Source organism: Bowmanella denitrificans (genome assembly GCF_002887595.1).
GTDB lineage: Bacteria > Pseudomonadota > Gammaproteobacteria > Enterobacterales > Alteromonadaceae > Bowmanella > Bowmanella denitrificans.
The window spans coordinates 186761-200424 of record NZ_PEBU01000009.1; the positions used below are offsets into that span (position 1 = coordinate 186761).

A 13664-nucleotide genomic window follows, 5' to 3' on the forward strand; every position below is an offset into this window, starting at 1 on the left:
AAACAAAAAGGGTCCCAGATTTGGGACCCTTTTTTTATTCTTCTAACATGGCAAAACGTGGAACGCTTTGTCCGCCAACATTTACCGTCTCGATAAACATGGCCAGTGGTCGAACCCATAGCCCTTTTTCGCCATACAAAGGCCTGTATACCACCAGCTCAGATTCATCCTCACTGTGGCGAGCCACACCAATGACTTCGTAGTCCTTACCTTTATAATGCCGATAGCGGCCGGGTTTCACTGACATCTATTACTCCAGATATTGATTAAGTTCGGACCTGATTGGCATAGGTTTAACGGCTGAAACATTAGCGCCGCCAGTATTCCCCACCGGCACCCATAACCGGGAAAACAACAAGGAGGCCAGAATGCGCATAGTCTGGCCCAGCAGCTCCCTTAGATCATGACGTTTTATCGCCACCTTTAGCATCCACCAATGACTCAGGGTATGGCGTCTGGTACTGGGCTGGCCCAGTACATGGGCGTTCTCCAGATAATAAAATGCGGTTTGCCAGTCAGCCTTGAAATAGGCAGCTCTGGCCTGCTGCATTTGATACTCAAAGCCTGCTGAACGCTTTGGTGACATAACTGACTCCGCTGTTTTAACGAAATGGCAGCGCCTTCTGACTTACCAGATTAAGCCTTGGGCATATAGCGTGCAGCCAGAGCTGTTACCGGGGCAGCGGACGGTTTACCGTGCTGCCAGTCCCCGCCTTCCACACCACTGCCAGCAATATCAACATGGGTGTAAGCCAAAGGTTTGCTGCTACTGCATTCGTGTTTATCCAGCCCGGCGGCAATACTTAAAAACGCAGCGGGAAACTGATGACCTCTGGCCGTCACTGCGGAAGGGCCATTATTGGATGACAAAATATCATCGGCTTTGCTGCGAGGCCTGACAAAATCAAAGTCTTCCCGGCGTAGCCGTGAGGTTTCACCCGGGTCGCCCCACTTATCACCGATTTCACACAAGGCTTCACCACATCGATGGCTGCGTGCTGTGCCATTTTCAACATAGGCCGTGTAAGGTCCATATGCTCTGGCGGCATGCCCCGTCAAAGTAGCAACCGAGAACAAGCTTGGGGCCACTGCGTCCTTGGCATCGCCGCGCAGGTGGGACAGCAAATCAGCCAGCACCAGGCGGCCTTCGGCATCGGTATTACCGATGCGCACCCTGACACCTGCATGACTGCGGATAATTTCGTCAGCCACAAACGCATCAGAGCCAATGCTGTTGCGCACAGCGCCTATTTCAGCAATGGCCTTCACCCCTTTGGGCTGATAGCGGGCCAGACTCAGCATAAAGCCAGCCACAGCCGCCGCCCCGCCTTTGTCTCGGCTCATACCGGCCATATGTCCATCGGTTTTAAGGTCTGCGCCACCGGTATCATAGGTTATGCCCTTACCGGCCAGTAGCAGGGTATTTTCAATCTGCCCCTGGCCACAATATTCCAGACGTATGACCCTGGGTTGATGGCGTGTAACATGGGTGGATGCCCTTGCAACGGCATGCAGCAGCGGATAATCCTGTCGCAGTGTTGCATCATCAGTGATAACAGACACTTTAACAGATGTGCCTGCAAAAGCTTGCTGGCAATACTCGGCAAAGCGCGGTGGTGCCATACGCTCAGGTTCAGTACCGCATAGATCCCGGGCCAACCGACGTCCGGCTTCCACGGCTTCCAGCCAGGCACAATCAACAGAGTTGGCACTACACAGGCCGATACTCTGCACCGGCTCTATGTCAGTTTCATCCAGCGCTTCACGCGCTTCCAGAGGTTGCCACAAGGCCTGACAGGCGGCCAGATAAGCCACTTCCATTGCATTGGCAAAGGCAGGATTATCAGGTAATTCACCCAAAATCAGCAGCGGATTTCGCGCACCAGCGTCTCTGGCCATTAATACAGCCTGCTTGGCCGCATCAGCAATACGTCGCACATCGTCGGTATCACGCTCCAGTTTGCCCACAGGGGCGAAAATCAGTCGGCTTCCAGCCAATCCGGCGGCGGCCATCAATACCACTTCTTTACCGGTTCTGTTATCGACCTGGCTATGCTGACGAATAACCTCTGTTAATGGTGGATGGTTGATTGTACTGATGTCAGTTGCCAGTACTATCACTGCATCCCAGTTGCTGTTGGTAGATATTGCGAAAGACGGGTTAGATTCAGCCAGAGCTTTAGGAAACGCCATTGATAACCTCATTAACGGATTTGCCAGCGGCAAACGAAAGGAATAGTCAGCCTATTTTGCCTGTGCCGTTAATGACACTCAACAGCAGGCAGGGGAAGTTCCAGTTGCAGGTTGTCAGTTTCTGTTGGCAGCAATACATGTAGTCCAACCAGACGTATTCCACGTCCGGCCTGACGATGCAGCGCTTCACTGAGCAGATCACGAAAAAAATGCTGATCCAGTTTACCCAGACGATGCTCAACGGTGGTTTGCTGAAAATCTGCAAATTTCAGCTTAATACCCTGATTCTGAATGGCCAGATTGGACTGGCACTGACCCAGCCTTTTGCGCAGCCGGGGAAACAACGACTCCACAACCTGCCAGCACTGCTCAAAACTGCGAATATCCTCAGGCAACGTCACTTCCACCCCCACAGATTTTCGTTGTCGGTCATGACTGACGTTGCGTTCATCCAAGCCATGCGCACGTTGCCACAATACCGGACCAAACTTGCCAAATTGCTTAAGCAGCTTATCGAAGGGGTAAGCGCGTACATCTTCACAGGTTCTGAGGCCAAGGTTTTGTAACCTTTCCCAGGTCACCTTGCCAACGCCAGGGATTTTCTTTAGTTCCAACTGGCGAACGAAAGCATCCAGTCGGGCGGGCGGGATCACACAAAGACCGTCGGGTTTGTTGATATCGCTGGCAATTTTCGCCACAAATTTACAGGGTGCCACCCCCGCTGAGGCGGTCAATCCGGTTTCGGTCAGAATGGTCCGGCGGATATCTTCGGCAATGCGGGTGGCACTGCCATCGAACAGACCAACATCACTGACATCCAGATAGGCTTCGTCCAGTGACAAGGGTTCAATATGCGGGGTATAACGGTTGAAAATTTCGCGAATTTGCCGCGACACTTCGACATACACATCCATACGGCCACGCCGTAGCACCAGATCAGGGCAAAGCTTCAATGCATGCGCTGTGGCCATGGCCGAGCGTACACCATATTTACGCGCCACATAGTTGCATGTTGAGATCACACCACGCCGGTCTGCACTGCCACCAATCGCCAGAGGTACATGCTTTAAGGCAGGATCGTCACGCATTTCCACCGCAGCGAAAAAACAGTCCATATCGATGTGGATAATCTTACGCACCAGCTGACAGAATAACTGTATATGAATACAGTTATTCTGTCTTAGCTGGAGAAAATGTCAACACCAATGGCAGTTATACTTTGAATTGCTTGAGGACCTTGTCCAAACCAAGCGACAAGGATTTAAGTTGCTGGATACTTTGCTCCACATCTTCCGATTCATGCACCGATTCATCAGCCAGCTCACGCACATGACTGACATTTTTAGCCACCTCTTCGGCTATCTGCGCTTGCTGGCTGTTGGCGGCGGCAATGCTGTGCATTTGCTGCTGAATGCTGCCAATATCGGTGAGCGCCTGTTCCAACACCTGGCGGATCCTGCCAACCTGTTCAACGCCGCTGTCTGCCTGTTGATTACAACTCTGCATGGCTTGGTTTGCCTGACGGGCACTGGCTTGCAGGCGTTCGATAATCTGTTGAATAGAGCGGGTAGACTCATGGGTGCGGCTTGCCAGCGTTCTTACTTCGTCAGCCACCACGGCAAAACCACGTCCTTGTTCCCCGGCTCTGGCCGCTTCTATGGCGGCATTCAGGGCCAGCAGGTTAGTTTGCTCGGTGATATTACTGATCACTTCCAGTACTGAGCCAATGGTGTCAGTTTCCTGTTCAAGCTCGGTAACGACCTGCGCAGACTGACTAATCTGGGTAGATAGCGCTTCTATTCCTGCAACAGCCTGACTAACCTCTGCGCTGCCTTCTTCCATTCGTTGCCGGGTTTGATCAGATACCAGCATGGCCTGTTCGGTACTGGCTGCCACATCGCGGCTGGTTTGCGCCATTTCCTGACTGGCATGGGCGACGGTTTCAATTTCGGATTTTTCATTATTCACCAGCCGCACATTATGTTCGGTAATACGCGACACTGTGTCGGTAGCCTTGGCCACCTCTGAGGTAATATCCCCCGTCTGTTTAACCAGCCCCTGAATTTTGCCAATAAAATCGTTGAATTCTGTGGCCAACTGGCCAATTTCGTCTTCCCGTCGCACCTCGATACGTTTGGTTAAATCGCCTTCGCCACGGGAAATATCCCGCATCGCGGCTAACATACTGCTCAGGGGTTTAACCAGTGGGCGGATAATCAAGGTCATGGAAAGCGTAATCACCACCAGGATAACGAGCAAATAAAGCAGCGTGGCACGGGTTTCAGCCCACACCGGCGCTTCAATCACTGAATCCGGCACCATAAAGCCCAGCTTCCAGTTCATATAGGGGTAGTCACTGGCGACCGGCGTAAATACCACCTGATAATGCTCACCTTGCCAATTAACATCGGCTACACCACTGTCCTGGCCAGACGTCATTTGTTGTAATAGGGCAAAACCACTGGAATCAGCGAATCTTTGATCTACCTGCGCCATGCTGCTGCCGGGCGGAAAATCCTTATCGAAGCCCGGAAAATACACCAGTACCCCTTTGTCTGTGACCAGAAAAGCGTTGCCCACTCCCTGGTACTTAATGCGGCCAAGCAACTGCTCACCGATAGTAGTAATCAGGATGTCCATACCGCCGATGCCGATAAAACCACCATGGTGGCGAATCGGCGTTTTTATGGTGGCGGAGATAGAGCCATCATTGGCATCTACCGCCGGATCAGAGACATACAAACGCCCCTGCTTTTGCGTCTCTGACCACCAGGGACGCTTATTGGTATAGTAATTGGGGTCGCCCTCATAGCGACCATCCAGATCAAAATACTCAAAGGTATTAGCAGAACCAAAGAATACACTTTTAATCGTATCATCCTGCTCGGATATATAACGGAAGTATCCCTTCACCGCCTGATAGTCGGTATCATTGGCAATGTTACCGCCACGTTCACGGTAACCATCAAACCAGTCCAGCACCTGAGGACTGGCAAACAGGCTATGCACCACCTGCCCCTTGGCATTAAAAAAGCCAGTAATATCGATAGCATTTAGCTGAACCAGGGCACGAATATCTGACAGTACTTTAGACTCAGTGTCCTGGTTCACTTTCTGAACCTGCCAGACGCCATACAGGCTGAACAACACAGCAACAGAGCTCACACAGGCAAGGATCAAACGCCTGCTTAGGGAAGTCTGATTTTTCATGGTATTCCTCTTGTTATTGTTATCCCCATCCCACAGGTCATAACATAACCAGCCATAGCTTAAAGCGCCAGAGAAATATCTTGTGAAATTATACAGTTACATGCACTCCAGAGGTAAAACACGTAACCTGCCAAAATAGCAACGACTATCATTGGCCAGTTCCTGACTTGGTACCAGTTACAAAAAAATAATATTCAGAAAGAGAGGCTTAGCCAGCAATAAGGATCTGTTGACTAAAAAAGAAAAGGCGGCCCTTTGGCCGCCCGACGGGTTACTGCAAATGCCGATGCAAAAACTGACTAACCGTCTGAAAATAGTCTGTGCGGTTGGCCTGGTCATAAAAACCATGGGTTTCCGTGTCTTTTACAAACCATTGATAAGTTTTACCAGCCTTGTCCATGGCTTTACGCAGTCGCTCAGCATGTTTTATGGGAACCCGGCGGTCTTTCTCGTTGTGTGCAATCAATACGGGCGCTTTCAGCTTGTCCACATTGTAAATCGGTGAATAAGCTTTCAGCTTTGCTTGGTCGGTACCCAGCACATCCTGCAGATAGCTCTCTCCGTAAGAGCGATCAGGAATGTCTCCCTCTTCAAACATCAGGGGTAAGTCGTAGACCCCCACAGTACCGATCACACATCGGTACATATCTGGCACCCGGGTTGCCGCTTGGAGGGCAGCATAACCGCCGAAGCTGGCCCCCATAATGCAGACTTTCTGTGAGTCAACCCGCCCTTGCCCGATAACCCATTGGGTGCCTTCGATAATGTCCTGCAAAATGCGCCCGCCCCATTGCTGGTAGCCTGCCACCTTAAATGCCTGGCCATAGCCACCTGAGCCACGGTAATTCACCCTCAGCACCGCATACCCCTGCGAAGCCAGCAGTTGCACTTCCCGGTCGAAGTCCCAGTAATCTCTGACACCATGTGGCCCGCCATGCACCAACACGACCAGCGGCACTTTCTGGTCAGCTGGCCGCGACTGTGGATACGTCAGATAACCGGGGATACGAAGTTTATCAGAGGCCTCAAATTCAATGGGTTCTGAGGGCGACAAATGCTCACTCTGCAGATTTGCCAGATTGGCAAACATCGAAAACAGGCTGTTTTTTTGTTTGTCGTACAAGTAGTAAGTACCGGCGTCAACATCATTACTGGTATAGATCATCCACAACTTGCCATTCTTGCTTTTACTGGTAATCCTGACCTTGTAGCCTGGAAAAGTTTGCAAAAACTGGCGATACATAGCGACTTCATCATTGTCACGACCAAGCATGACATAGGTGGGATAATCCGGGTCTACCCGCAGGGCATAAATACTGTCGCCGTCTGCGCTGTAGGTTACAGAAGTAATATCCACTTTATCATCGGTATACACTTCTTTCTTTTCACCGCTTTGCATATCCAACTGGAACAGCCCCTTAAGCGCCTGCCCCTGATTGTCGAGATAATAAAGTTTGTCGCCCTGTTCATTGAGCGCTAACGGGTAAAAACCTTTGCCAAAGTCTGCACTGATCTCGGTCCACTCATCATCTTCGTATCGGTAGGTACGCCTGTTGTTGGTATCATCCAAACCTATGGCCAGTTTCAGATGACCTTTGCCATCGGCAACAAAATCAGCGTAAGACACCGGTGAACGGGTAATGGGATAGCTTAGTTGACCGTTAAACACATTAAGCTTATGGATACTGGCCTTGCGCTCTCCACCTTGTGACATGGGTGTGGAGGCAATCAAGATATGCTTTTCATCATCCGGCAGTGTACTGATAATCTCGCCCCAGCCGAAGGTATCCTGTTTCTTTTTAAGCCTGGAGCCGGTTTGCATTTCCCCCGCACCCACGCCATAAATCAGTTCACCATTTTTGCCGTTATAGTCCACCGCATAAAGCTGCCCATAAAATTTCGGCTCTTCATCCCAGGGTTCGCTCTCTAAGAGTTTTATCACCAATCTTTGATCTGTGACCCAATAAGCCTCACCGGCTTCCTGACGGCCCGGAAATCTGGCACCACCGACAATTTTGCGGTCCTGAGTACGAAAGACCGCCAGTTGGCGTTTACCCTCATGCACGAGAGTGACTGCTAACAACTGACCATCGGGGGAAAGCTTGGCATCAGTAAAAGCATAATCGATGGCAAAATCCGCAGGCGAATATTGTGGCTTCGCTGCAACAACGGCAAAAGACATAAAGCTGAAGATCAGGCACAAGGCCCGACAATAAAACATACCTGACATGGCAAAATCCCTTTTAATCTATTGTTTGGTATTGAAGGTGGCGCTACCAGACTATTATTCCGGCATAAATAATATTCTTTTGGCAAGACCACAACTGGAACTTAGCAGATACAAACCGGACAAGCTAGAATCGGCGGTCAATACTTAATCGGCATAACGTCCGTTGAATATAAAAAAGGCCTGGACCCCAGGCCTCAGACAAACATCAAATAATTTGATTACGCTGCCACTCCTTGAGCTTCTCCTGGCGCGCCTGTTCGCGGGCCTCTCTGGCTTTTTTCCTGTCACAGGGCTCGGGGCAATCACAAGCCTTTTCAATTCCCAGCGCGCCTAACCCGCCGCAACTGCCGGAAATGGATTTCTTCTGCAACAGGTAGCCGATAGACATGGCAACCACGATAACCAGAAAAAAACCGAAGGCTAGAAAAAAAGTACTCACGTCACTTCCTACTGCAAAAATGGCTCAAATTCCGGGCTATTATACGCTTTAAATCCATCCTTTTCTCGGGTGATCAGCAAAACTGCTAATTTGTGTTCTGTGGCAAAGGCAACACCCTGTTCAGCTCCCATCACATTAATTGCCGTCGCCAGACCATCGGCGGTCATACTGGAGGGATGTACCACGGTAACGGAAACCAGATTGTGTTGAATGGGGTAACCTGTGGTGGGATCGATTAAATGCGAATAGCGCACACCATTTTCTTCAAAATAATTGCGGTAATCACCGGAAGTAGCGACGGCATTGTTACCCACACTAATGATTTGCTGCACCGCACGTTCACCGGACAGCGGCTTTTCTATGGCCACCCGCCAGGCTGAGCCGTTGGCTTTTTGGCCTGACAAACGCATTTCCCCGCCAATTTCCACCAGATAGTCATGTAAGCCCCTGTCATCCAGTATATCGGCAACAACATCAACCCCGTAGCCCTTGGCTATGGTGGACAAATCCACATACAGATCGGGTTGGCTTTTACTGGCACTGTCTGCATGCAGATGTAACTTTTCCAATCCCGTTTGTGCCTTGGCCGCATCGATGACCTGTTGTTCAGGGACATGCTCCGGCCTGGCCTTAGGGCCAAAGCCCCACAGGTTGACCAACGGGCCGACCGTGACATCCAGTTTACCGGCACTGATTTGCCCTAAGCGTTTAGCTTCTCTCATAACCGACAGGGTTTGTGCGGATAAAGGAAACGGCTCGCTACTTTGCCACTGGTTAAAACGGGATAGTTCAGAGTCCGGGTCGTAAGTGGACATCTGCTTGTTCACCAGCGCTAACGCAGCATCGATATCCGCCTGCAGTTGTTGTTCATCTAACCCTTGGTGATTCACAAACTTAATATGGTAAGTGGTGCCCATGGTCTTACCAGACAGGGCAGTTTCACTTGGTGCCGGGGTACAGGCCAGCAACAGACAGAGCAACAACCATAGGATGCTGCCGCCTAGTAATCTTTGCATATGTATTTCTCTTAAAACGCTAACATGGAGCCAATAGCGCCCATTTAACCGATAATGACAAAAAAGGGGCCGAAGCCCCTTTTAATTATCCGCCGAAGTCATCCAGCAGAATGTTTTCATCTTCCACGCCCAGATCCTTGAGCATCTTGATGACGGCCGCGTTCATCATAGGCGGTCCACACATATAGAACTCACAATCTTCCGGTGCAGGATGATCCTTCAGGTAGTTTTCCAGCAATACCTGGTGGATAAAACCTGTGTAGCCTGTCCAGTTATCTTCTGGCTGTGGATCAGAGAGTGCCACGTGCCATTTGAAGTTTTCATTCTCTGACTGCAAGGTGTCAAAATCTTCCACATAGAACATTTCGCGCAGAGAACGTGCTCCATACCAGAAGCTGATCTTGCGCTTGCTGTTCAGACGACGCAGTTGGTCGAAAATGTGCGAGCGCATTGGCGCCATACCGGCACCACCGCCGATAAACACCATCTCAGCATCGGTTTCCTTGGCAAAGAACTCACCAAAGGGACCAGAGATAGTGACCTTGTCCCCTTCCTTCAGGCTCCAGATGTACGAGGACATCTTCCCGCAGGGCAGGCTAAGGTTATTCGGTGGCGGCGTTGCGATCCGTACGTTCAGCATAATAATGCCTTTCTCTTCCGGATAGTTCGCCATGGAGTAAGCACGGATAGTTTCGTCATCTACCTTGGATTCCAGCTTGAAGAAGCCGAACCGCTCCCAGTCGCCACGGAATTTTTCCGGTACATCGAAATCCTGGTACTTCACGTGATGGGGTGGCGCTTCTATCTGAATATAACCACCGGCACGGAATGGCACGCTTTCACCAGCAGGAATCGCCAGCTTCAGCTCTTTGATAAAGGTCGCTTTGTTATCATTGGAGATAACAGTACAGTCCCATTTCTTGATGCCGAAGATTTCTTCTTCCAGCTCAATCTTCATGTCCTGTTTAATGGCTACCTGACAGGACAGACGACAGCCTTCGCGCGCTTCACGCTTGCTGATATGGTCCAGTTCCGTAGGCAGAATCTCACCACCACCATCGTGAATATGTACACGGCACTGGCCACAAGAACCACCACCACCACAGGCAGAAGACACAAAAATACCCGCATTGGCCAAGGCGCCCAGCAGCTTGTCGCCTGGCTGCGCCTTAATGGCTTTGTCGGGATCGTCATTAATCAAAATGGTCACTTCGCCGGCAGGCACCAGTTTGGACTTGGCGAACATAATAATGAACACCAGGGCCAATACGATGGCGATAAACATGCCGACACCCAGATAAATTTCTATTTGATTCATCAGAACCTCCAAGTGCAGCGCGTTACAGGGAAATACCGGTGAAGGACTGGAAGCCCAGCGCCATCAAACCAGCGATCATAAATACCGAGCCCAGGCCACGCAGACCATCTGGGATATCGGCATACTTGAGTTTTTCACGTACCGCAGCCAGCAAGGTAATGGCCAGAGCCCAACCGATACCGCTACCTACACCGTACACAATGCTTTCGGTGAAGTTGTACTCACGCTGTACCGCAAAGGCCACACCACCGAAAATGGCGCAGTTCACGGTAATCAGCGGCAGGAAAATACCCAACGCGTTGTACAAAGCAGGGAAAAACTTATCCAGCGCCATTTCCAGAATCTGCACCAAGGCGGCGATAACACCGATAAAGGTCAGGAAGTTCAGGAAGCTCAGATCAGCATCCGGGAAACCGGCCCAGGCCAGTGCGCCAGGGGCCAGGATACTGGTGTAGATAACCTGGTTAACAGGTACAGAAATACCCAGAACCACGACTACCGCCACACCCAGACCCATAGCTGTTTTTACTTTTTTGGAAACAGCCAGGAAGGTACACATGCCCAGGAACAAAGACAGGGCCATGTTCTCGATAAAGATCGAACGAACAAACAAACTCAGATAATGTTCCATGCGTTACTCCTTGGGCTCAACTTGCTGCGGACGTATGGTACGGATAAACCAAATCATACCGGCAATCAGGATAAATGAGCTGAACGGCAGGATCAGCAAACCGTTACCCTGATACCAGCCACCATTTTGTACCAGTGGCAGGATTTCAAAGCCCAGAATAGTGCCGAAACCAAACAGTTCTTTAATAGTGCCGATGACAATCAGGATAAAGGAGTAACCCAGACCGTTACCGATACCATCCAGGAAGCTCATCATGGGTGGATTTTTCATGGCATAAGCTTCAGCCCGCCCCATAACGATACAGTTGGTAATAATCAAACCAACGAATACCGAGAGCTGCTTGGAGATCTCGTAGGAATAGGCCTTGAGGATCTGGTCCACCACGATTACCAGTGACGCGATAATGGTCATCTGAATGATGATCCGCACGCTGGACGGAATCTGGTTACGAATTAACGAGATGAATAAGTTAGAGAACGCGACCACGGCGGTCAGCGCCAGTGACATGACCAGTGCCGTCTCTAACTTAGTAGTAATTGCCAGTGCCGAGCAAATCCCCAGTACCTGCAATGCGATAGGGTTGTTGTCCAAAATCGGACCAAACAACACCTTTTTGGTTTCTTTAGACATTGCCATTTAGTTTGCCTCCTCAAGACTTCCAGGGTTGCTTGGCCAGAAACGGGCCAAAACCTTGCTCACCCAACCAGAAATCCAGTGTATGTTGTACACCGTTGCTGGTCAGGGTGGCACCGGACAGCGCATCGACAGCATGTACATCATCGGCTGAAGCATTCTTCTTCACCGCAATGGCCACTTTGCCATCTTCAAACAGCTGCTTACCGTCCCACTTGGCTTTCCAGTCAGGGTTCAGTACTTCGCCACCCAATCCGGGAGTTTCTTTCTGTTGGTAATAAACCAGTTCACGAGCGGTTTTACCATCGGCATCAACCGCCAGGAAGGCGTACATCAGATCCCACAAACCACTGCCGTGCACGGGCAGAATGATACGGTTAACCTGACCGGCATCGTCTTTCACCAGATAAACAGACGCTACGTTAGGCTTGCGTTGGAAACCAACTTTGCTGCCTTCCAGTTTAGTGCTGGTAGCAGGGTCCTTAGCCGCCTTGTACATGTCGTAGCTATCAGATGGCTTCTCGACATAGTCACCAGAATCCAGATCCACATAACGCTCTTCAACACGCGCCTTGTAAGTTCCGGCAATGTCACCTTTGGCATCAGCCAGTAAACCGGCCGCTTCCAGAATATTGGTTTGTTTGTCCAGTGCCGCATTGTGCTGTTGCAAAGACCGCAGGCCTACGGCAGCACCGGATACCACAATGGAACAAACCAAACAGACGGCGACAACAACGCCAACTGTCCTTCCTAAAGTTTCTTTCTTAGCTGACACGCGCCATCCTCCGTTTGATATTGCCTTGAACAACGAAGTAGTCGAACAAAGGTGCCCACAGGTTGGCGAACAGGATCGCCAGCATCATACCTTCAGGGAAGGCCGGGTTGAGCACACGAATCATTACACACATAAAGCCGATTAACAGGCCATATGCCCACTTACCTTTATTGGTAAAGGAGGCAGACACCGGGTCAGTGGCCATAAACAGCATACCAAAGGCAAAACCACCAGTGACCAAATGCCAGTACCAAGGCATAGCGAACATGGCATTGGTGTCGCTTCCAATCATATTAAGCAGGGTGCTGAACACCGCCATACCCGCTAACACACCCAGCACAATGCGCCAGGATGCAATACGCAGATACATAATGAACAGACCACCAATCAACAAGGCCAGTGTTGAGGTTTCACCAACAGACCCTTGAATGCTGCCGAAGAAGGCATTCCACCACTCAGCATTTAAGCTCCAATCGGTAATCTGGCCAGAAGCAGCTTGTCCCAGCGCCGTCGCACCAGAGAAACCATCAGCCGCAGTCCAGATTGCATCCCCGGAGATTTGCGCAGGATAGGCGAAGTATAAGAACGCACGACCAGACAAGGCGGGGTTCAGGAAGTTACGGCCAGTACCGCCAAACACTTCTTTGGCAATCACCACACCGAAACTGATACCCAGGGCAACCTGCCATAGTGGAATGGTTGCCGGTAGCGTCAGGGCAAACAGTACGGAAGTAACGAAGAAACCTTCGTTAACTTCATGCTTACGAATAGACGCAAACAACACTTCCCAGAAGCCACCCACCGCAAATGTCACGGCGTAGATTGGCAGGAAGAAACAGGCGCCATAGCCGAACATGGCCAACCAGCCAGTAGTTTGGGTGCCCAGTTCACCGCCAAGGGCAGCAAATAAACCCGCCTGCCAGTACCCTTCCACCGTTGCAGCCCAAGTGACTGCATCGCTGCCAAGAATAGCGTTGTGTGCTTGATAGCCAACGTTGTACATACCATAAAACATGGCTGGGAAGGTCGCCATCCACACCATAATCATGATGCGTTTCAGATCAATGCTGTCACGTACGTGAGTACCTGTCTTATTGACCAAACCAGGCGTATAGAAAATGGTCGCCGCTGCTTCATACAAGGCATACCATTTTTCGTATTTACCACCCGGCTCAAAATTGGGTTCGATTTTCTCGAGATATTCTTTCAAGCTCATGGA

General features: G+C 50.5%; 13 protein-coding genes. All 13 read right to left on the reverse strand.

Annotated elements, in window-relative coordinates:
• Positions 1–34 precede the first annotated feature (34 nt).
• The 13 genes from CSR04_RS16875 to CSR04_RS16935 all read right to left on the reverse strand — a co-directional run bounded on the left by CSR04_RS16875 (position 35) and on the right by CSR04_RS16935 (position 13661).
• Entirely contained in the window at positions 35–247 is a 213-nt protein-coding gene (locus CSR04_RS16875) for a DUF1653 domain-containing protein (RefSeq protein WP_102797485.1), read from the reverse strand.
• Between the two features lie 3 nt (positions 248–250).
• A complete protein-coding gene (locus CSR04_RS16880; protein WP_102797486.1) occupies positions 251–586 on the reverse strand; it encodes a DUF3703 domain-containing protein in 336 nt (111 codons plus the stop codon).
• A gap of 50 nt (positions 587–636) precedes the next feature.
• Positions 637–2193, reverse strand: a complete 1557-nt coding sequence (locus CSR04_RS16885; protein WP_102797487.1) for a M17 family metallopeptidase — start codon at positions 2191–2193, stop codon at positions 637–639.
• Positions 2194–2261: 68 nt separating this feature from the next.
• Positions 2262–3332, reverse strand: coding sequence for a DNA polymerase IV (gene dinB / locus CSR04_RS16890; RefSeq protein WP_102797488.1), 1071 nt, complete (start codon positions 3330–3332; stop codon positions 2262–2264).
• 73 nt (positions 3333–3405) lie between these two features.
• Positions 3406–5403: a methyl-accepting chemotaxis protein gene (locus CSR04_RS16895; protein ID WP_102797489.1), complete on the reverse strand. Its 1998-nt coding sequence runs from the start codon at positions 5401–5403 to the stop codon at positions 3406–3408.
• Between the two features lie 271 nt (positions 5404–5674).
• Positions 5675–7633 (reverse strand): alpha/beta hydrolase family protein, encoded by a 1959-nt coding sequence (locus CSR04_RS16900; protein WP_102797490.1) that lies wholly within the window; start codon positions 7631–7633, stop codon positions 5675–5677.
• Positions 7634–7838: 205 nt separating this feature from the next.
• Positions 7839–8072: a (Na+)-NQR maturation NqrM gene (gene nqrM, locus CSR04_RS16905; protein ID WP_102797491.1), complete on the reverse strand. Its 234-nt coding sequence runs from the start codon at positions 8070–8072 to the stop codon at positions 7839–7841.
• Positions 8073–8080: 8 nt separating this feature from the next.
• Positions 8081–9088, reverse strand: a complete 1008-nt coding sequence (locus CSR04_RS16910) for an FAD:protein FMN transferase (RefSeq protein ID WP_102797492.1) — start codon at positions 9086–9088, stop codon at positions 8081–8083.
• Between the two features lie 85 nt (positions 9089–9173).
• Positions 9174–10406 carry an NADH:ubiquinone reductase (Na(+)-transporting) subunit F gene (nqrF, locus tag CSR04_RS16915; protein ID WP_102797493.1) on the reverse strand — a complete coding sequence of 411 codons (1233 nt, stop codon included), beginning with the start codon at positions 10404–10406 and terminating at the stop codon, positions 9174–9176.
• A 22-nt stretch (positions 10407–10428) separates the two neighbouring features.
• The gene (nqrE, locus tag CSR04_RS16920) at positions 10429–11037 is read right to left on the reverse strand and encodes an NADH:ubiquinone reductase (Na(+)-transporting) subunit E (protein WP_102797494.1); all 609 of its coding nucleotides are present in this window, start codon (positions 11035–11037) and stop codon (positions 10429–10431) included.
• 3 nt (positions 11038–11040) lie between these two features.
• Positions 11041–11673 (reverse strand): NADH:ubiquinone reductase (Na(+)-transporting) subunit D, encoded by a 633-nt coding sequence (locus tag CSR04_RS16925; RefSeq protein WP_102797495.1) that lies wholly within the window; start codon positions 11671–11673, stop codon positions 11041–11043.
• A 13-nt stretch (positions 11674–11686) separates the two neighbouring features.
• Complete coding sequence (locus CSR04_RS16930) at positions 11687–12445, reverse strand: Na(+)-translocating NADH-quinone reductase subunit C (RefSeq protein WP_102797496.1); 759 nt, start codon at positions 12443–12445, stop codon at positions 11687–11689.
• Positions 12435–13661, reverse strand: a complete 1227-nt coding sequence (locus tag CSR04_RS16935; RefSeq protein WP_102797497.1) for an NADH:ubiquinone reductase (Na(+)-transporting) subunit B — start codon at positions 13659–13661, stop codon at positions 12435–12437. The genes CSR04_RS16930 and CSR04_RS16935 overlap by 11 nt, the downstream gene beginning before the upstream one ends.
• Between the last annotated feature and the right edge of the window lie 3 nt (positions 13662–13664).